This is a genomic window from Psychrosphaera sp. 1_MG-2023, from assembly GCF_030548245.1.
GTDB classification, from domain to species: domain Bacteria; phylum Pseudomonadota; class Gammaproteobacteria; order Enterobacterales; family Alteromonadaceae; genus Psychrosphaera; species Psychrosphaera algicola.
This window is the reverse complement of record NZ_JAUORW010000008.1, coordinates 195,152-216,805: the sequence shown is the minus strand read 5'-3', so window position 1 is coordinate 216,805 and position 21,654 is coordinate 195,152. Positions and strand designations below refer to the sequence as shown.

The window sequence follows — 21,654 nt, the reverse complement described above, 5'->3', positions numbered from 1 at the left end:
TTTATTTTGTAAACTGGTTTTGATATTTTCCGATAATAGAAAAAGTTCTATGCCGCCAAGTTTATTGGCGTATCGACCTTGTCTATCAATATCGGTGTGCTTGTAAGGATTATATGTAAACAATTGGACTGTTATGATGAGTACATCCTTGTCTTATTTTCGAGCTAAATCAGTTGTCTGCTTATTTTACGTACATCAAGTTCGCTTAATACCCACAAACATTAAGGCGTGAATTTTGAGACTCATTTCACTTGTATTAACCGCTATTATTTTAAATTTAATGTTCAATTGTTATGTCAATGCAGATACAAATGTCTTTGTTATCGACGACACACCTAAATGCCAACCCCTTGGTATTGCCGAGCAAAATATTTGCGTGGAAGTGACGGCCGTAAACCAAGAGTGCGAAGATAGTATCCTTGGCGAATTTCTTGAGTCATGCACTGTAGATATCGAATACATTGTGACGTCAAATTACGAGGGGGACTCTTATATAAAAACATTTGTCGATTGTGCCGTGATCACTGAAGTTAAAAGTGAAGTTTTAGGAAATACTCAGATATATGAAGATTCATCTGAAACCAACATCTCCCTTTTTGAAGACCAATCAGCAGAACGTACAACGGATTTTTTGTTTATGTACAGCCATCGCGCGCAGGCCAATGAAGTGCAAATTACCAAAGCGGGTTGCCGTATATCAGAAGCAAATATTTGGTAATAGGCACCATCAGGAAATGTTAATTAGAAAAACAAGACTAATGCTCGTCGCTCAACCTATGCTCATAATTGATCCAAACAAAACCCCTTAATTCTTTTAACAGGAACAAGGGGCCAGGTATTGAAGATTAATAGGCAACAGTGCCACGAATTGGGTAGTTATCTTGGTTACGAACGAAGGCTAAACCTCTAACAACTACGTCTAGTTCTGGGCGCAAAAATGGCGTATTAGAGATATTAACGGCTTGTAAATTCCCTAATTCGTTAATGACAAATAACGCCGGTTCTGAATAGTTATGGTCCGTCTCTTGTTCTGTTCGCGGTTGTGAAATATAAAGACCAAGTTGCTTCATTTGTTGCTCTGTTAAGCCGTATGCAATTGGATACGTGATGTTGAGCTTTTCCATGTTTTCTACTAGCTGATCTTTGGAATCCGCTGATACTGCTGAAACGCTAACGCCGATGTCTTTTAATGCCGATTGATGTTCTTCAAGAAGATTTAAATATCGGATACAGAGAGGGCAGTGCTTTCCTCTATATACCACTATCATTTGCCAGTCAGCACCGCCGTGTGCCTTACTTAAATTAACAGTTGAGCCGTCAATAAGCTTAGCGTCAACGTCTGGAAAAGGACTGCCCGTGGTTAATTTTATTGAAAGTGTCATGTTGTTCTCTTAGGTTGCATTTAGGCTTACTAAATTGATTGCATAATGTACGTGCTTTAAAGGCCGATTACAGTGACAAACTATTAGGTAAACATGAAAGGTCAGTAACGTTGAATTTAACTGGATTCAGATGTTACTGACATAAAAAGTTTCTTTCTTTAACCGTTTACTTAACTGTAAATTTAACGTCTTGGTCACGTAACAAATAGAGTGCGAAACATGCCGCCCACATTGGCCATGCGGTAAAAAATAACAAGTTGTTAAAACCGTCTAAATATTGATTATACGATGACAAGGTCGACATGCCGTGCATGACAAAAATAATGCCGTAGGTGATCCGCTTTTTAATGCCCGCCATAAACGCGATAACCAAAAGCATTTGAATAGCGCCCAATATGTAAGCAATCATATCAGTGGAGCCACTTATTCCGTAAAAGTGTTCAAAAATACGTGCGCTGTGTCCTGGATTGACAAATTTGTCCAACGTCCACATTATCATGACGATAAAGACCCCAAGGCGCAGCGAAAACAAAGACCACTGCAAACGACTATTCATATCAAAATTCGTTGAATTACTCATAAAACAAAAACTTCCTAAACTAAAATTTCTAAACATTAGGTTTAGTAAGACCGTGCTTATGGTTTTATCTTTCAAATAAATTTTTCTATTTTGAAAGTTAGAAACAAAATAAATCGCTTGAAAGTTATTTGTCCGTGTTTAGGTCTTAATAGTTATCTACACAACAGCTAGCTACAAAGAGTGCACTTTTGAAACATCATAATTTGACCTTAACTATCGCCTTTATCTTAAATACCCCACTTGCCATCAATGCGGCACCTGCTGCAAAAGATGAGTCGGTAGAAGTAATTGAAATTTATAGTCAAAAAGATAATACGCAGGGCTTGTCAGTTAAGGACACGGCTGTTAATGGCCCTTTTGGTGATAATTTAGCAATACAAGACATCGCTCGCTCGGTCACGCCTATTTCAAGTGAACTCATTGAACAACTGAACATTACAACCTTACAAGATGTATTGGCTGTAAGCCCAAATACGTATTCGGCAAGTGGCTTTGGAGCGCCAAGTTTACCGACCATTCGAGGTCAATTAGGAGAGTTATTTCAAGATGGCATTCGCCGCCAAGCGGGCAACAATGGTTTTGGTATTCCACTGTCGTTTAATTCGGTAGAACAAATTGATGTGGTAAAAGGCGCGCCACCGGTGTTATTTGGCTCTAGCCAGCGTAATGGGGGTTTTGTTAATTTACATTCAAAAAAAGCATCAACTTATGATACCAAAGGAAAGTTGAGTTTATCTGCCGGTCGTTGGGATCAATATCGGGCACTAGTCGATTTTCAAGCGCCTATTATAAAAGATAAACTCGGGTTAAGAGTTAGCGCTGAACATGTGGATAGCGGCAGTTTTTATGACTTTTCTAGCACGCAAAGTGACAGCTTCTATGCTGCACTATCAATATTACCGGACAATAAAAGCAGCTGGGATATTAACTTTGAATACTTCAAGGTGGAATTTACAGACAATGCGGGGATTAACCGTCCAACCCAAGCACTAATTGATGATGGCTTATACATCACGGGGCAGGGAGTTCAGGAAAACGGCAGCACCATTCCAAAAGCGGGTTCTATTATCTCGCCTACGGGACAAGTAAAAATAGATAGAAGCAAGGTACTGACTGACCCAGCTAATCTAAATAATGCCAGCACCTATTTAATTCATAGTATTTATAAACGAGAGCTTACAACTCATTTGTCGCTTAAAAACACCAGTTATTTTCAACATTTAGCACGTGAAGAAATCGCCCAAAATAGCTTTGTTGAAATTATTGATGGGGCAGACACTGCGCAAAGTCGTACTGAAATAACATATCAATGGGACGATACACAACAAACCATTTTTGCTTTCGACATCCGATATAACGATGTCTTAGGTTATAGCCAATTTACCACCGAAGCAGATTCACCGATTGACTTAACCGGGCCAATTTCAAACCGCAGAATACCGTTAACAGAGGAACAAAAGGCCCGCTTAGTTGAGCTCAGACCCGGGGTTTTTGTATCTCCTGGTGGTCAATATGACGTAAATAATGACGGTACGGGTGACTTCAATTTGTCGGATACAACGGATTCGCGTTCATGGCAAACCGGGCTTGCAATACAGCAAGATTCACAGTGGACCGAGAAATTGCGAACAAGTTTCGGGTATCGTGTCGACTTTTATGATGTTACCGCTGAGGACCCAATTGCCCCGGCAAATCAAATTGCCGCAAGCGACAGCATTAGCGATACGCTTCATTCAGGCCAAATTAGTTTTAATTACAACTTAGACAGTGATTTAACTTTGTATGGCGCGGCAAGCTACAACGAAGCAACGTCAAACAGCATGGCCGGCGGAAGCACACTAGGAGCGGATAACACGATTAATCCACTTAACTTTGCAACAGAAAATACCTTAGCGGAGTTTGGCTTAAAGTATGTACCCGCCGACAGTGACTGGTACGCTGACGGCGCTTTGTTCAGCCAGCGTCGCAGTTTACGAAATCGTGATGGCAGCAATACCGGAATTCGCACAGAAGGTTTCGAGTCTCAGGTGTTTTACGATGCCTATCCTTTTTGGTTTAGCGCTGGTTACAGCTATATAGACGCAAGATACGACGACTCAGGTAGCGCTCAAGACTCTGCCCAAATCGCCGACGCATTTGATAATTCTAGACCAGATATTATTGCAGGTAACAGCATTGGCGCACCAAGCTATACAGCATTTGCGGCGTCAAACAGACAAGTACAGGGGATCCCAGAGCAATCTTTAAGCTTAAATGGCAATTATTCAATTAATTTAAAATGGAAAGCGGGTTTCTCAGGTCTATATACCAAGAGCTATCCATTGGACTTTCTAGGAACCGTTAAAATACGTGATCAATACACACTAAATATAAATTCGATTTATGCGTTTACCCCAACCACTAAATTACGTTTCGATATTAATAATGTGACTAATCAGAAAAATTGGCGTCCGGTATTTGAAGGTGGATATTTTGGGGCGACTTTAGTTTTTCCTGAATTACCAATTAACGCCAAATTAACGCTTACTCATAATTTCTAAAATAAGGTTTTAAAAGAAATAACATGATGAAAAAAATACTTTTAATATTGATTGCAGCGTTAGCTGTTGGTCTATTCTTTCATTTTGACTTGCACCAATTATTGACACTCGATGGCTTAAAAGGCTCGATGGATCAGTTTAGTCAATGGCGTGAGCAGTCTCCTGTTTTAGTCATCGGTGTATTCTTTATAATGTATGTACTCGTCACTGCGCTTTCTTTGCCTGGCGCTGCAATTCTAACTTTGGCCGCGGGTGCTTTGTTTGGATTGTTAGAGGGTTTAGTTATCGTGTCTTTTGCGTCTAGCATTGGCGCTACATTGGCATTTTTGGTATCGCGATATTTATTACGTGACACGATTCAAAAACGATTCCCAGAGCGCTTGACTGCAATTGATGCGGGTGTTGCAAAAGAAGGCGCTTTCTATTTATTTACCCTGCGCCTCGTACCAGTGTTTCCGTTCTTTTTAATCAATTTATTAATGGGCGTAACAGCGATAAAGTCGTGGACATTCTACTGGGTTAGTCAAATAGGCATGTTAGCGGGCACATTTGTATTTGTTAACGCCGGTACGCAACTGGCACAAATTGACAGTTTATCGGGCATATTATCATTCAATCTTATTGTGTCTTTTGCGTTACTTGGTTTTTTCCCGTTAATTGCGAAAGCTATTTTAAACGTGTTTAAGAAAAAACGTGTTTATAAAAATTATACTAAACCTAAAAAGTTTGACCGTAATATGGTCGTTATTGGTGCCGGTGCTGGTGGACTTGTCACAAGTTATATTGCTGCGGCGGTCAAAGCAAAAGTCACCCTTATTGAAGCCGGAGAGATGGGAGGCGATTGCTTAAATTATGGTTGTGTCCCCAGCAAAGCCATTATTAAAAGCGCCAAAATAGCCGAGCAGATCCGTCATGGAGAACATTACGGTTTAGAAAACTCGACGCCTCAGTTTTCTTTCAAAAAGGTTATGGCCAGAGTGCATAAAGTGATTGCCGATGTTGCTCCCCATGACAGTGTCGAGCGCTACACAAACTTAGGTGTTGAAGTCATAAAAGGATACGGCAAATTAATTGACCCGTGGACAGTGGAAATTAAGCTTAATGACGGCAGCAAACAAACATTAACAGCCCGTACCATTGTTATTGCAACCGGTGCTCGTCCATTTGTTCCGCCGTTACCTGGCATTGAAGAAACCGGTTATGTGACGAGTGATACTCTATGGACTAAATTTGCTGAACTAGACGAAGCTCCTAAAAAGTTAGTCGTACTAGGTGGTGGTCCAATTGGTTGCGAACTTGCACAAAGCTTTGCACGTTTAGGGTCAAGCGTAACTCAGATTGAAATGGCTGAACGGATTATGATCAAAGAAGATCTTGAAGTATCTATCTTTGCCCACGAGTCATTAACCGAAAGTGGCGTTAATATTTTAACCTCTCATCAAGCGTTACGATGTGAAACTCGCGACGGTAAAAAGTACATCGTAGTGAAGCAGCAACTGGATGGCAAAACTCAAGAAGTGGCTATTGAATACGACGAGTTATTGTGTGCGGTTGGACGGAGCGCGCGCCTTAAAGGTTATGGTCTGGAAGAGTTAGGCATAGAGACAAACCGGACTATTTTAACCAACGAATACTTAGAGACGTTATACCCAAATATTTATGCCGCAGGGGATATTGTTGGTCCTTATCAGTTTACTCACGTAGCCGCACATCAAGGTTGGTATGCCGCGGTAAACGGTTTATTTGGCCATCTTAAAAAGTTTAAAGTCGACTACCGAGTTATTCCGTGGACGACGTTTATTGACCCAGAAGTAGCCCGTGTTGGACTAAACGAGCAGGATGCAATAGACAAAGGCATCGACTTTGAAATCACGCGTTTTGAGTTTGAAGAACTCGACCGAGCGATTACCGACAGCGCAACTAAAGGTTTTATTAAAGTCATTACCCCTAAAGGCAAAGACAAAATACTCGGTGTAACTGTGGTCTCTGAGCACGCCGGCGATTTAATTGCAGAATTTGTACTCGCCATGAAGCACGGATTAGGGCTTAACAAAATACTCGGCACAATCCACAGCTACCCAACATGGGCTGAAGGCAATAAATACGCGGCGGGAGAATGGAAACGCAATCATGCGCCTGAAACTGTTTTAAACTTACTTGAAAAATACCACACATGGCGCAGAGGTTAATTTGACTAAATCACTATTAAAGCCAGCATTGTTCGGGGTGTCGCTACTTGTGATTTCGTTCACAAGTAACGCCAAAAATATGCACGAAAGCTGGAACAATGTGCTCAGTAAACATGTTGTTTCAATTAATAATAACCACAGTACTGAAGTAGACTACAAGGCAATTAAACGCGAGCATGCGGAACTGCAAATGTACCTAGATTCATTGGCTGCAGTAACGCAAACTGAGTTTGAGCAATGGAGTAAGTCAAAACAGTTGGCGTTTTTAATCAATGCCTATAATGCATGGACGGTTGAACTTATTGTTTCGAATATCGACGATGACAAAACATCATCTCAAAACCTTGAGTCGATTAAAGACCTAGGCAGTTTTTTTAGTTCACCATGGAGTAAAGACTTCATCCCTTTGTTGGGGAAAACACGGAGTTTAGATAATATTGAACACGATTTAATTCGTGGCGCCGTTGATGAGAACGGTAACTCAAAATACAATGAACCGCGCATTCACTTTGCGGTAAACTGCGCGAGTATTGGTTGCCCGGCACTTCGTGAAGAAGCATACACAGCTATCGACTTAGAGCGCCAGTTAGAGGCGCAAACAGTGCGTTTTTTATCAGATGCGACACGTAATATTGCGCATAAAAATAAGCTTAGCGTATCTTCTATATTTAAGTGGTACAGCGATGATTTTGAACAAGGCTTTCGGGGCGCAAACTCTCTACAGCAGTTTTTTGCTCAATACGCCCAAGCTCTTAATTTAACTTCGGCACAGCAAAAGTTACTCAAGGAAGACAATATGAAAGTGAAATTTTTAGATTACAACTGGAAGCTAAATGCACGTCAGTAGGTTTGGGAAAATATTAACGCGGTACGGCATATGCTGCGTCGCGTTTTTTATTTCCTTAACAATAAGTATTAACTCTAATGCAAGTGCCGCCAATACGGATCTGAATTTGCGTTGGCAGGGCATTGAACAATTGGGTAAAAACCAAGATGTGTACTTTCATGCCTGGGGCGGTGACCCACAAATTAATGCCTATATTCAATGGGCTGCCCAGCAAGTAAAAGCCCTTTACGATATTAATTTACATCATGTGAAACTAAGTGATACGAGCGAAGCGGTAAGTCGAGTTTTAGCTGAAAAGTCAGCAAACAATGATACGCAGGGCAGTGTCGATTTAGTTTGGATTAATGGCGCCAATTTTGCCACTATGAGCGAGCATTCGCTGTTATTAAAGCAGTGGGCCAATTACCTGCCAAATTTTAAGTACACCGACCCGACAAACAACCCCGCTGTTAATTTTGATTTTGGTATTCCAACTCAAGGGATGGAGGCTCCGTGGGGACAAGCTTCTCTTACTTTTTATTACGACAGTTTAGCTACCGATAATCCGCCAACAACATTAGATGAGCTCGTTATCTGGAGTGCCAAAAACACTGGCCGGTTTAGCTATCCTAAACCCCCTGACTTTCTTGGATTAAGCTTTCTCAAATATGCTCTAGTGATATTGCATCAAGATAGCGCGATTGAGATTCAATCCTTGCTAAACCAACCGGTGACTGACCAAAGCAAAGTGGTGGTATTAAGTCCGCTTTGGGATTTTTTAGATAAGCTTCATCCGACATTGTGGCGCAATGGCAAACATTTTATGACAAGTGGTGCGCAACTACGACGGTTAGTGGACGATACTGAACTTAGCTTAGCTTTTACGTTTTCTGCACCTGAAGTACCCGCTGCCGTTAAACGTTATGATTTACCGGCGAGTATTCGCAGTTATGCTATGTCAGATGGCAGTTTAAGTAATACCCACTTTGTTGCTATTCCTTACAATGCGGCTCACCCGAATAGTGCGCAACTGGTTGCTAATTTTTTGCTCAGTCCGCAAGCTCAGGCAGAAAAACAAAAAAGTGATATTTGGGGCGATAGAACCGTGTTGATTCATTCAACGCTGGATAATAAACAGTCAGCATGGTTTAAAGCTCAGAAGCCTCACTCGAGTGCCTTACCCTTTGATAGCATTCAACGTACCTTAAGTGAACCTCATCCCGATTGGGTCAATGCAATTAGTCAAGGTTGGAACCTTCGTTACGGTGTTAGCAAATGAATGTTGAACCGACTAAAACCACAAACATTGAATATAAAACCGATTTGTTTACTTGCATTGTAAAATTCAGTCCACGGTTTTTACTCGCCTGTTTATTGATCCCAGTATTGGCAGGTTTAATTGGCGTTGTGTTACCGGCATTTGGATGGGCTCCTGCTTTAAGCCAATATAAGATTGGCCTTCATGGGTTTACTGCGCTGTGGCAAACTCCGGGGCTGGTACAAATGGCAATGTTGAGTATTAGTACCGGTTTAATTAGCACGTTACTCGCCTTTATTATTACCTTAATGATCTTAGCGGCCTTTTTTAATACGGTTTGGCTCAACTACATCCAGCGTTTGTTAAGCCCCATTTTAGTTATCCCGCATGCCGCCGCAGCGATTGCTATTGGTTTTCTTATTGCACCCTCTGGTATGTTATCCCGATTGGTCTCCCCCTGGCTGAGCGGTTGGGAATTATCGCCCCTGGGGATCTTTCCGCATGACGCAATGGGGATTAGTATTATATTAGGGTTAACCTTAAAAGAGTTGCCGTTTTTGCTACTTATGGCGCTAGGCGTACTTGCGCAACCTGAGCTAGGTAAAAAGCTCAGAGCGCAACACAAAGTTGCGCTTAGCTTAGGTTACTGTCCAATGACGGCCTTTTTTAAAGTCATATTGCCTAACCTATACCCTTTGTTGCGGCTACCCATTTTAGCTGTACTCGCCTATGCCAGTGCCAGTGTGGAAATGCCACTCATATTAGGACCTAATACGCCACCGACACTTGCCGTTGCTATAATGCAGTGGTTTAACGACGTTGATTTAAATCTAAAAATTAAGGCGTCAGCAGGGGCATTATTGCAGTTAGCGATAACCGGTGGATTGCTTATGTTGTGGTTGTTCGGAGAAAAGGTCGTAAAGTATTTTTGTCGTGACTTGCTTACCAATGGCGAGCGCGAATACAGCGGGGCATTTTGGCAAAAGCTCACTTCGGTATTAATCACTGGAGCTATAGGTTTTATCTTATTGGCGTTTGTCGGGCTGATATTATCGTCGGTCGCTGGTTTTTGGCGTTTTCCATCGGCGATCCCAGACCAATTAGTCTTGTCGCATTTCCAAAGTGCTTTAACTCAAATGGCCGGCCCTGTTATAAACACCTTAAACATAGGTATCGTTAGCACGGCATTGGCCATACTACTGACGTTATTATGTTTAGAATCAGAGCAGTTACGAAATAAATCTGTTTCACGTTTTATGAGCTTCATTATCTATTTACCTCTGCTCGTCCCGAATATTGCTTTTTTATTTGGATTGGTGTGGTTACAACAATTAGCAAGTAATTTATCGGTGTTTGTCAGTGTTGTGCTGACTCACTTATTGTTTGTTTTACCCTATGTATTTTTATCGTTAGCTGGCAGTTATCGACGTTTAGATCCTAGGTTTTCAAATGTGGCGGCAAGCTTAGGGGCAAAGCCACACAAGGTCTTTTTGAAAGTTAAACTTCCACAATTATTTGCACCCATTTTAATCGCAGCGGCATTAGGATTAGCCATTAGCTTTGGCCAATACTTACCCACTCTACTTGTCGGAGGTGGACGAATATCGACAATTACGACCGAAGCCGTTGCTTTAGCCAATGGTGCAAGTCGGCGTACGAGTGCGGTTTATGCCATTATGCAAATGGTTTTGCCGCTTATTGGGTTTATCATAGCTTGGTTATTGCCTAAGTTTTTTTATAAAAGCGCGCATCACTAAAGGGTTAATATGCAGTCATCTTTACAAATAAAAAATCTGCAATTGTTTCGTCAAAAGCAATTGTTACTTAGCTTAAACGAGCAAGTGAATGGCGGTGAGATACTGACGATCATGGGGCCGTCTGGCAGCGGTAAATCGAGTTTGTTAAATTGGTTAACCGCAGGTCTCAATAGTCATTTTCACGCTGAAGGTGAGGTCTGGCTTAATGGCAAAAATGTTAACGGACTGCCTTCACACCTACGACATATAGGCGTGTTGTATCAAGATGCGTTATTGTTTTCACATCTCACCGTTGGTGGCAATATTGCATTTGCTATGCCTAAGGGTAATAAAAAGCAACGTATAGAAAAAATAGAACAGATGCTCGAAACATTTGGTCTAGCAGGTATGGCCAATCGACATCCTGATGAATTGTCTGGGGGGCAACAGGCACGAGTTGCTTTACTGCGAATGTTGCTAAGCGAACCGAAAGCTATTTTACTCGATGAACCGTTTAGTAAGTTAGATGCGCAATTGCGCGCTGAGACTCGGCAGTTGGTTTTTGACACCATCCGCAATCATAAGTTACCGGCAATTATGGTTACACATGATCATAGTGATGCTGAGGCTGCAAACGGTAAAGTGATCACCTTAAACACAGGACAAGCTAAATGTTAGATAGATTCATCACGCCGATTATAAAACCTGTTTTACTGCCAGTTGTGATGCTTTTGCACAAACGTAAAGTCACTGCGGATCAACTGACTGTCGTCGGTTTTTTAATTGGCTTATTAGCGGTGCCTTTATTGGCTTTTGAGCTGTGGTATGCGGCACTTGCTGCGATTGTGTTAAATCGAATATTCGATGGCCTTGATGGTGCTTTAGCCCGTTATAGTAAACAAAGTTCAAGCGCTGGTGGCTTTTTAGATATCACCCTCGATTTCTTATTTTATGCGGCCATACCGCTAGGCTTTGTATTTGCTAATCCTGAGCAAAATGCCATCGCCGGAGCTGTACTATTGGCAACCTTTATTGGCACCGGTTCGAGCTTTTTAGCGTTCGCTATTGCTGCAGAAAAATTTAAACTCGATAAACCGCAATTTAAGTATAAAAGCTTTTACTATTTAAATGGCTTAACAGAAGGAACGGAGACCATTGCGTTGTTTGTCGCCTTTTGTCTTTGGCCGCAACATTTTGCGTTATTAGCGTATGGATTTGCCTTTGCCTGTGCGATTACGATAGTTACGCGGATACATGGCGGCTACCACACACTAAAACAGCAAGAGGCTATTTTGCAGTCTCCTCAAGAGGTTACTCATGACCAATGAAATAGGGTGGCGTCTAGGCTGTTTTTTTTCTATTTTAATTATCATGATGTTGCTTGAGTGGCAAAAGCCAGCACGGCATTCACCCATTAAAGCTCGCACGCGGTGGTTTGCCAACTTTGGGTTAATATTTGTATCCTCAGTAGTCGCACGTCTAACAGTCCCTATAGGGTTAACGGCATTAGCCATTAGTAATCAGCAGCAGGGATTTGGGTTATTTAATAATATAAATGCGCCTAGTATCGTCATCGTTGTGCTTAGTTTAATACTGCTCGATATATTGATTTATTGGCAGCATAGATTGTTCCATAAAGTGCCCATGTTATGGCGTTTGCACCGGGTACACCATGCTGATATTCATGTTGATACGAGTACCGGTCTTAGGTTCCATCCTATTGAAATTGTTCTTAGTATTGTTATCAAGATTGCCGCCGTCGGGTTACTGGGTATACCAGCGATTGCGGTACTTATATTCGAAATTGCGTTAAATGGCCTCGCGCTGTTCAATCATGCCAATATTCGTTTACCTCAAAGTATTGAGAAACCATTACGACTCATATTGATGACACAAGTTTTACACCGTATTCACCATAGCCAAAAAGTCTCTGAGACAAATTCAAATTATGGATTTAGCGTTATTTGGTGGGACAAGTTGTTTGGTAGCTATAAAAACGAAGCGACAAAAACCGATGAAGAGCTTGATATTGGCTTAAAGGAATATCCAAAAGCTAAACAAAATGCTTCGTTGTTTGGGCTGTTAATGATGCCGTTTAAAGGCAAATGAATATTGGGTAATGTAGCTCAGTTTAAAAAGTTTAGTTGTCGCTAAACCGCCGACCGTTGTTCGGAATATACTGTCAGCGCAAACCTAAAACTTATCCCAAATACAGTTGCTCATCCACTGTATCTATTTGCTCCTTTGGTAAAAATTTATTTGCGTAATGTAAGTAAACTTTACTTTTAATGAATAGCTGAAAAACGGCTAAGTCAATGTGCTCTTCAATCGCCATTTTATGTAATATATTGAGAGAAACACTAAGTGGTTTCGCTTTTTTATATGGACGGTCGGAGGCGGTTAATGCCTCAAAAATATCAGCTAAAGCCAAAATACGTTCAGGGATACTGAGTTCGTCCCCTTTTAATCTGCGGGGATAACCATCTCCACGCATGGTTTCATGGTGAGTAGATGCAATACGCGGGACATTTTCTAGCTCTGGTGGAAATGGAATTTGATCCAGAATTTTTATCGTACTAATAATGTGTTCGTTTATTATAAATCGATCCTCAGTCGTTAACGTGCCTTTCATGACCGTCAAATTATATATTTCACCTAGGTTGGCCAAATTTTCAGGTATCGCCATTTTAATCCCAAGACTGTCAGGCAGTTTATGTTCTTTAGCGTGTTGTTTGATATGCCCTTCTTTATCGGCCAGCAAATATTCAACCGCTGGCAGTGGCGCGCTTTCATTTACAAGCTCTCTTTCTTCCTGTGGTGAAAGTCCGAGTTGGTCGTCAAAATAACGAAGCCAAGTTTGTTGAGCTAATTGTTTGATTTTTTGTTCGGCTTCACTTGAGAGACCTTCACTTCCAATATTTGAATGTGCGATAAAAGCAAAATCGTTTTGCAGTTGTTGTTGCTCTTTTCGGCATTTTTCTAAAAGTTCGGTTTTATCTTCAGGGGAGATTTGTAATGCATTTAAATAAGTAATTTCAATATCGCGATGAAGCACTTCAAAGCGCATTCTAACTTCGTGGATCCGATTATAAATGCATTCTAATTTTGAGCCTTTATCAACAATATGCTCTGGGGTCGTTATTTTGCCACAATCATGTAACCACGCCGCAGTGGTTAATTCTCGCCATTGTTGTTCAGAAGTAATATCAAAGCTTTCAAAAATACCGGTGTTTTCCTTACAAGCGACTTTTAATAACATTTCACTCAGCTCAGGGACTCGATTGCAATGTCCACCTGTGTAGGGGGATTTATCATCTATTGCCTGAGCTATCAGCTTCACCATGGCATCAATCAGACCTTTTTGAGCCAACTCATGATTATACAAGTTGTTAGACATTTTTTTGATTGCTAAGGATAGGCGTTTTACTTCAATAATATTGCTCGGCGCTACTTTAACCACACTGTAGTCCCGATTAGAGATCTGTTGAGTTTGCAGCAACAGTGTATTAAATGTTGTGGTTACCGGGGACGCAAATAGATAGGTTAATGGCAATAAAATGGCAATGACAGCCATCGTTATTAAACTGCTTTCAATTACGCTTTTATATACGGGGGCAAATAGGGTGCTTTCATCGATTGCCAAAACCAGCAATTGATCTTGAGAAAGTGATGATCCAAGCTCACTAAAATAGAGCAGTTTATTCTCACCTTGATACTCAAAATAATGCAGCGATTCTAAAGTGGTTTTACGAGCCTGATCAATCGCTTGGATATAAGGCAACACTCGCACAGTTGATTTGTCCTGAGTGTTAAATAGCCACTTTTTTTCAAGTTGTGGGATATGAATGTTTTGCAATTCGGCTAACGCACGATTAATTATGGGCAACAAAGGCGCATGTTCCTTTTGCAGTAACATGCGTAGCTTAGTGTCAATTTTGACCCCATCTAAGGAAAAGTCTTTTAATACCGTAAGGTTATCTACACCAAACTCTTTTAATAAATTATCCATGATTAACGCGATGTCTAAGGCAGCATCCACTTTATTAGACGCTAAGAGCTCAATCATTTCATGGTTTTTAGTAAAGCTTACAATTTCTATTTGTGGATGAGACTGTTCGATTTCTTTGGCAATCGACCACCCACTGCCAATGGCTAATTTTTTACCATGCAACTGCGATAATGAACTGAAATTCTGGTTTTTCTTCACCAATAACCCTAATGGCAAATTACCGTAGGCGTCTGACAATAACCCGAGATCTCGGTTTTCCTGAGTGTCGTAAACTCCATTTAAAATATCTAATTTCTTAGCTTTAAATTGCTCTGTGAATTGTTGCCAGCTAAAACCATTAACAAAATTTAATTTTATCCCTGTTTTTTCACTAATCATTTTTAACGCATCTACGGCATAACCCTTTGGTGCTCCCGAAAGTGAAAAGTCGATAGGTTGCCAATCTTCGCCATTTGAAATCCGCATTGAAGCAAGTTGGTTGACATAGTTTTTTTCGTCCGTAGTGAGCTTTAAAGGTGTAATGCTTTTTAGCCTTTCATCAAGGACCGGAGAATTAGATTGCGCAATCAACTCGCCGTTTTGTTTAATAAGGTAGGCTTCTCCAGAAAATGCATTGGCGTGCATCGCTAGATTCTGTGAAAGGTTAAATAAGCTTACGTCTAAACCGATAACCCCTTTATTATTGGGTAACTTTTTGGAATACGTGATCCCAGGTAATTGAGAAAACTGAAATAAATAAGGCGCGCCTTGCGTGGTTTGTTTACTCGCCTGTGTATACCAAGGTCTTAAAACAGGATTGTAGTTTGTCGGTTTTGTGGTTTGATTGGTTTGTTGTAAATTTTTATCATAGTAAGTTAACACTTGCAGATTGGGGTCTTGATCGACATTTATCGCTAGTGTTAACCAAATATCATTATCCTCAGCAAAATATTGTTTTCGAGCTCCGGTTGTATTTAAATTCACAACCTCAAAAAAGTTTCCCTCTGGCGTCGCCATGTAAAGACCAAAAACAAGTGGATTACTGGCCATCATTTCACTTATTAAATTGAGTTTGGTGCGCGGTGACTGAGCTTCGATATCTGGATATATTGATAAAAGGTCGACGAGTAACTTAGCTTGAACGTCATTATTTTGCAGTGCTTTTTTAGATTGCCCAACAAATTGTTCAAACTCTTTTAAAGCATGTTTTTCTAATTGAGAGGTGCTGTAATAATATTGAAGCGATAACGTTATTATCGCAACAATGCAGCAAACAAGAGCTAACGCAGTGACAACAGCAAAACGAACTGAAAAGCGAAAACTGGCAAAAGAAAATGTTAATTTATCCATAAACCCAATGTACAATTTATATCCATATTCAGCCTATCAAACTATACTTTTTTGCCTTAAAGTTCTAGCTTAACTTTCTATTTTGGGCGTAAATTTAAAAATCAGATTTACCAGTAAGCCAGTAAAAATGCGGATGTTGTTATTTCCAGTATTAAATTGATAATACGACCGTGACGTTCTTCTGAATTGGACATAAAAAACCTCCTGTTTCAATTAAGAATAGCAGTAGGCTTTAAATCATCAAACCGCAATATAAAGTTTCAGGATCAATTGTTTTTATAGTGCGGGTGAGTGATAACGTTTCACACTAAACTATAAATTTGCGGCTCGTTAAGAAAGAACATCCTCTAATTAGGTGGCTAAATATCTATGCCAATACACTACATAGGAAGCCACATTTAACACCAATATCCATTGAGAACAACATACATAAAAGTACTTAACTTTAACTTGATCGCTATATTATGATCGACTAAAATTTGTTCAAATTATTATTTAAGTTACTAAAAGTATTTATCATTAGGATTACAAGGATGAAAAATTCTATTTTAGCGTTGAGCGTTATTATGTTTCTAACATCTTGCTCATCTACAATGTCTAATAATCAGCCAGATAAAAACCAGACGCGTATGTCCCTTGTTAAGGGGTATAATTTTACCCCAAATAGCCGGGCCTGCGAGTTTGTTTCCGGCTGGTTTTCCGAATTTTCAAATTACGCTATATCGCCTTACCGTTTAAGTATGTTACGGGAACCATATTTTAACAGATGGGAAGTAGCTCAACATGAGCAGGGATTAGCGAAATTGGCACCTGAATTAGTCGAAGCAATTCCAGACTACCAGCAGTTTCCAACTGAACTTTTGTCCTCCAATATTTTTAATAAATATTTTGTTGAGGACTTTCAATCGTTAAACTCAGAGCAAAAAGACAACTTCTTATCAGGTGCTAAAATGTGCCACCAGTATGCTGAAGAGGCCAAAGGCAAAATTGTCATTAACGAAATATCTAAACCATCGTCTATAAACAATTACTATGAAAGACAGCTGGCAACTGAACTGTGGGAAAAAAGAGAAACTGAACTGTGTTTGGGTATGGAACAATGGGTGGAAGCAGTTGGAAGTTTAGATCTGAGCGCAAAAAAATACAACGATAACTACCTGATATTCACGGAAGCGTTGTTTAACCAAGTATTTTATGGGCGCTTCGTTGATTTGAGTGCAAATCAACGAGCTGGGCTCTCCGCCGCTTTTTCTGATCAAAGGGTAAGTTTTACTGACAAAAGTTTCAAACACTGCGGTTTCGTGCACAGGCGAACTCAATTCAAAGACTTTGCGTTTATATTTAATAAAATGGGGACAATGTTAAAAAACGCAAACAAATATGTTGGTGCAGGTGAGAGGGCGAGAAAGCAGTATACAGGAACGTCACCTAATCAAGTGAAGCATCGAATCAATGGGCAATTACAAGAATACAGATTCATAGCCGAAGTGTTGCTGCGAGAACATCAAATTAGCAAAGTTGATCAATTTATTAGCATGTCTAAAGCGAATAAAGTTAGCTATGAAACATTGGATAAATTTATTGAAGATGTTATTACCTCTGGAAATTCAAAAAAACCTAGGCTAACAATATCGGAGCAATACATATTGGATTTAAAACGTAAAGCATTGGTTGACAACTATGATGTTGAGCAAATGATGCAGCGCTCATTGATGGGTATTAAATCGAGTTTACCATTAGAGGGTTATTCTAATATTTATAAGTCGAAATACAGTGTATTGTACCGACACTCAAATTCCAGTATCCCACCTCACTTTGCACAAATAGCTCAAATAGAAGAATATAAAGCTATGTATCTCAAAGCATTTCAAGGGGCTGAAAATAAAACCTCCATTAACAAGGTCTTTGATTCTGAAATAGAAAAATTACTTTCGGATTATGTGGTCATTGATCAAAGCTTATTATTACAATTACAACCCAACATTGAAGGTATTAATAAATCTAAACTTTGGTTGGATGATTATTTTCGCTTTTATCAAAAATACGGAATGAATAAATTAGTTGCGGATTATTACACTCAACTGCAGAACAAGCGAAAAGAATTGATCAGTGCGGTCTGGCCTTCATTAGAAAAACATGTGGCTTCTTTTGATAGTAGCCAAGTTGCCAAAGCCTTTGGCCAAGGTGCGGTTAACTATGGGGTTGATAGCAAAAACAAGCAAGGGAAACTGCTAATTAGTCTAGTACAAGAAAGAATTCGCTCGTTAAGTGTTGCGGAACGCCAAGAACAAAATCAGCAAGAATTAAACCGGTTTTTAGCTAGATATTACACCAAGATGGAAAGAGCACATTTAAACCAAGACGGTAAATTTACTTTACCTAAAAAGCTGACAGCTCCAGACGAGGATGCCTTGTTTAAAATCTTCTTTCGCGTGGTAAAGTCACAGTGGAAACAGGCTGGTTACAATCAGTATATCAGGGATAAAAATACTATCTCAATGCCGGTTACTGCTATGGGTTTTAAAATGAGAGCAGATACCGATGTTCATCAAATTTCAATAGAATCCTGCCAGCAGCTGTCGAAAGATTCATATCAATGTGATTATTCATTAAAATATAGAGTAGTGCCTGTCCACGAGGACGCCCAATTGTCGGCAGCTATGAATCAATTAGCGCCATTGACCAAATCGTTTTTAGGGATTTGGCAGTCTGGCCGTAAAGAATTGTTTTCTCACACCTTTACGTTCACTGAAAATGGCTGGTGGTCTGATGATATGGCAGAGGCTTATAGAGTAGATCAAGGCCGAATGAATAAAATAAGCGCTGCATGGAATGCATCTCAGCCTAAGTCGAAGACTTGTTTAAATTACAAAGGACTGTCATTTTCATGCTGGTAAATAACTTGGTTCCAATGAGGTATATCCTGGTTTTGAAAAACAAGTAATTTTCGGATGGAGTGTAACATTGCGGTTCTATTTAGAAAGGTTAGTAAAATTGAAACGCCTTATCTTTGCCGCCAACTTGTTAGCCAATTTCAAAATTAATAAAAGTAGAAATCTAGTTTGCGTTAATACTTTAATAAGCGCTAAAGTTAAGCGTCTGTTTTCATTCATGAGTAAATGAAACAAATGGTATGGTGTATGGGTCTTGTTGGCGTGGAAGAGACCAATAGAGTATTTAACCTAACAAGCTTTTGACCAAAAGTGAGTTATCTGCTGACGCGCCTTTGCCCCAAAGTGAGTTTGAGACAGTAAACACTATCAATATCAGCTCGACAGTTTTCGTTAAATTATCTTATTATGCGGCCATAGAGTCAGCGAAGGAATCATTGACTCTAGGTTGAGTTCAAAGTTCGAAGAATATATCAAGCGAAATAAGCGTCGTAGTGTGGCTTATCATTCGTTTCAATAGCAGTGCAGATTATGTCCCAAATAGCCGCTAATTGTGGCTGTATGGCTTCAGGAAGTTGCGTACCAAGCTCCATCGACTTCGCATGGCATTTTTCATTCATGTACTCATACAGGGCGTTTGCCTTCACTTCTGCGTCATCAATACCTTTCAATAAATTAGGGGCGATATGATCTGTTCCTTGCTTTCTGAAATCAGTCAGGTTGAACCTAAACGAAAAATACACTTCCATTATCTTTCTGACATATGATTGAACAGCAATAGCGTCACAGTTTTGTGATTGGGTGACAGCTTCTTTGATTTTACTGATTAGATAAGCGTATTCAGACCTATGGTTCTTCAATAAATCAGGCAACTGGTCAATTTGCGAATGATTTCCTTTACGGTTAATCAAGAAGTACTGCGAACGTTTCTGATTGCCTTCATTTTCACGATAGTAAGACATCCACATCTTCACTAGATTGAAGAATTCAAAGTTATGCGTAGATATAAAAAGCTGTTCTACGTGGTCATGATTCAGCTTACTTTTAATGATCCCAAGAACGTTGTAAATGTGGTTTGAATCAAGGCTACAGATGGGGTCATCCAGATACACAATTGGCTTAACATCTTTCAGTGCTTCATCCTCAAGCTGCGTTATGAAATACGCAAAGGCAATAGCCGTACGTTCACCATCAGATAAGTGCTTGGCTTCTCGTTCTTCACGCATGAACTTGTAAGTGCCAGTAATCGGCTTAATTTCAATATCTGTCTTGCCAAAGTACTGTCTTAGGTTGTCATTAAGGCTTTGGGCGCCTTGCTTAGTATTATTTAGTTCGGCTTTAATGACAGCGGCACTGTAATTTTACTGACTGCCTTTCCGTATTTGTGTGCAAAACCTGCATTTTTAGTGACTAGGTTTCCGTTTTTAGCGGAAAAAGATCTCAAAATAGGAACAAAGTCATCAAAAAATACAGGTTTACTACGGACTGCTGGTCAACGCCTCTTCAATTTAAAGTCAAAATGCACCTATCGGACGCTAAAGCCTGTATTTTTATTGACTCGCTTTCCATAATTAGTAGAAAAATATTACAAATTAGGAACAAGGTTATAAAAAATACAGGTTTACTATGGAAAGCTAGTCAACAAAAAAAGCCAGCATTACGCTGGCTCAAAAATTTTATATATCATCCACAACTAAGTTAGCAAAGTTATCTGGAAATTCATATCGCCTTTTAAGCCTTCCGACACTGGATGACCAGCCAATATGACCTTTATTCTGTAGCTGCCCTACAACAATACCGGGTGCGATTCCTTGTTCGTGAGCAAAGCTAACGATAGAGTCGCGATCAAATGTATTTTTATCAACAAATTTATCAAGCTCTTTTTTAGGAATAAGTAAGTTTGCAGCAAATGCATCCGCTTCAGCTTCTTTTAACTTATTTTCTACAGTCTCATAAGGTGTTTCTGCATCTTCATCTTTTGCTGTCGACTGACCTTTACCATTATTGTCAATAAACTGCTCTTTTCGGCCATGCAAAACAATGTGACCTGCTTCGTGAAAAAAGTTAAACCAAAACTTATCGTCTGCTTTTCCTCTTAAACTAAGCTGAATAATTGCCTTGTCTTTATCTACCCAATGAGCTGCGCCGCTAGTTGCTACTCCGGGCAGTTCTTTGACATAAATAACCGCTACTCCCGCCTTTCTGCATAACTCCTGAATCTGAATATGACATTCTTCGAAGCTTTGAGTCGTTAACCTACGGCATTCAAACAATGCTTCTTTAAAACTCTTTAAAGAAAACGGAGAACACGCTATTTTTTGAGCTTCAATTTCTCCTTGGCGCAGCCAAGCCATTATATTGAAATGCTTTTTCTTATAAACGGTTGACGTTCTATAATTGACTTCAAGCTGTGACCAAACAGGAGACAACTGATTAAAGCTAGAAACACCAAAGAATTCATACAACCTTTTTAGTTTTTCAATTTTGTTAGACTCTTTCTTTACCCATCCAGCTTTTGCAATTTCTCGATAATTTATCTGATCTAAAAAAGAAAGTTCTTGGGTTAAGCTCTCTTCTTGTAACGCGTTGACTTTCCTAAGTTGATACTTAGCCTCCATAGCTAAAAGATCTTTTGCGGATTTTCCCAATACCATTTCAAAGCTTAAAGCAGTTTCAGGAGAAATAGGGGCGGAACCTTTTAAAATAGAATTTATTGTCTTAGCTGAAATACCAGTTCTTTTAGATAGCTCTATTTGTTGCATTCCAAGTTCTTGCAAAATTGTTTCAAGAAAAGCTCTTGGATAGCTAATAAGTTTAGATGTCATCAATACTCCCCTTGTTCTTATCATTTAAAAACAAAAAAGCACGAACTAATGATTCGCACTTAAAAATTTCACAAAAAAGGTAATTGATT

The 21,654-nt window shown here is 39.8% G+C and carries 15 protein-coding genes; 10 read left to right on the top strand and 5 right to left on the bottom strand.

Annotated elements, in window-relative coordinates; genetic code table 11:
• Positions 1-235: 235 nt before the first annotated feature.
• Entirely contained in the window at positions 236-718 is a 483-nt protein-coding gene (locus Q4575_RS09965) for a hypothetical protein (protein WP_303522725.1), read from the top strand.
• Positions 719-845: 127 nt separating this feature from the next.
• Here the strand turns inward: Q4575_RS09965 and Q4575_RS09960 are convergent, their stop codons facing one another.
• Entirely contained in the window at positions 846-1,382 is a 537-nt protein-coding gene (locus tag Q4575_RS09960) for a redoxin domain-containing protein (protein WP_303522723.1), read from the bottom strand.
• A 166-nt stretch (positions 1,383-1,548) separates the two neighbouring features.
• Positions 1,549-1,962 (bottom strand): hypothetical protein, encoded by a 414-nt coding sequence (locus tag Q4575_RS09955; protein WP_303522721.1) that lies wholly within the window; start codon positions 1,960-1,962, stop codon positions 1,549-1,551.
• A 188-nt stretch (positions 1,963-2,150) separates the two neighbouring features.
• Between Q4575_RS09955 and Q4575_RS09950 the strand changes: the two genes are divergently transcribed.
• Genes Q4575_RS09950 through Q4575_RS09915 form a run of 8 tightly spaced genes read left to right on the top strand, consistent with a single transcriptional unit; the run spans position 2,151 to position 12,620 of the window.
• Complete coding sequence (locus Q4575_RS09950; protein ID WP_303522719.1) at positions 2,151-4,502, top strand: TonB-dependent siderophore receptor; 2,352 nt, start codon at positions 2,151-2,153, stop codon at positions 4,500-4,502.
• A 23-nt stretch (positions 4,503-4,525) separates the two neighbouring features.
• Complete coding sequence (locus Q4575_RS09945) at positions 4,526-6,691, top strand: FAD-dependent oxidoreductase (protein WP_303522717.1); 2,166 nt, start codon at positions 4,526-4,528, stop codon at positions 6,689-6,691.
• Between the two features lies 1 nt (position 6,692).
• On the top strand, positions 6,693-7,538 hold the full coding sequence (locus Q4575_RS09940) for a DUF547 domain-containing protein (protein ID WP_303522715.1): 846 nt from the start codon (positions 6,693-6,695) through the stop codon (positions 7,536-7,538).
• Positions 7,525-8,796 (top strand): ABC transporter substrate-binding protein, encoded by a 1,272-nt coding sequence (locus tag Q4575_RS09935; RefSeq protein WP_303522713.1) that lies wholly within the window; start codon positions 7,525-7,527, stop codon positions 8,794-8,796. The genes Q4575_RS09940 and Q4575_RS09935 overlap by 14 nt, the downstream gene beginning before the upstream one ends.
• The gene (locus Q4575_RS09930; RefSeq protein ID WP_303522711.1) at positions 8,793-10,532 is read left to right on the top strand and encodes an ABC transporter permease; all 1,740 of its coding nucleotides are present in this window, start codon (positions 8,793-8,795) and stop codon (positions 10,530-10,532) included. Before Q4575_RS09935 ends, Q4575_RS09930 begins: the two co-directional genes overlap by 4 nt.
• 9 nt (positions 10,533-10,541) lie before the next feature.
• A complete protein-coding gene (locus Q4575_RS09925) occupies positions 10,542-11,189 on the top strand; it encodes an ATP-binding cassette domain-containing protein (protein ID WP_303522709.1) in 648 nt (215 codons plus the stop codon).
• A complete protein-coding gene (locus Q4575_RS09920; protein ID WP_303522707.1) occupies positions 11,183-11,839 on the top strand; it encodes a CDP-alcohol phosphatidyltransferase family protein in 657 nt (218 codons plus the stop codon). The genes Q4575_RS09925 and Q4575_RS09920 overlap by 7 nt, the downstream gene beginning before the upstream one ends.
• Positions 11,829-12,620: a sterol desaturase family protein gene (locus Q4575_RS09915; protein WP_303522705.1), complete on the top strand. Its 792-nt coding sequence runs from the start codon at positions 11,829-11,831 to the stop codon at positions 12,618-12,620. The genes Q4575_RS09920 and Q4575_RS09915 overlap by 11 nt, the downstream gene beginning before the upstream one ends.
• A 91-nt stretch (positions 12,621-12,711) precedes the next feature.
• On the opposite strand, the gene Q4575_RS09910 is transcribed toward Q4575_RS09915, so the two are convergent.
• Positions 12,712-15,849 (bottom strand): HD domain-containing phosphohydrolase, encoded by a 3,138-nt coding sequence (locus Q4575_RS09910; RefSeq protein ID WP_303522703.1) that lies wholly within the window; start codon positions 15,847-15,849, stop codon positions 12,712-12,714.
• A 479-nt stretch (positions 15,850-16,328) separates the two neighbouring features.
• On the opposite strand from Q4575_RS09910, the gene Q4575_RS09905 reads away from it, so the two are divergent.
• Positions 16,329-18,746 (top strand): hypothetical protein, encoded by a 2,418-nt coding sequence (locus Q4575_RS09905; protein WP_303522701.1) that lies wholly within the window; start codon positions 16,329-16,331, stop codon positions 18,744-18,746.
• Between the two features lie 467 nt (positions 18,747-19,213).
• On the opposite strand, the gene Q4575_RS09900 is transcribed toward Q4575_RS09905, so the two are convergent.
• On the bottom strand, positions 19,214-20,083 hold the full coding sequence (locus Q4575_RS09900) for an AAA family ATPase (RefSeq protein ID WP_303522744.1): 870 nt from the start codon (positions 20,081-20,083) through the stop codon (positions 19,214-19,216).
• Between the two features lie 333 nt (positions 20,084-20,416).
• On the bottom strand, positions 20,417-21,565 hold the full coding sequence (locus Q4575_RS09895; protein ID WP_303522699.1) for a HigA family addiction module antitoxin: 1,149 nt from the start codon (positions 21,563-21,565) through the stop codon (positions 20,417-20,419).
• Positions 21,566-21,654: the final 89 nt, after the last annotated feature.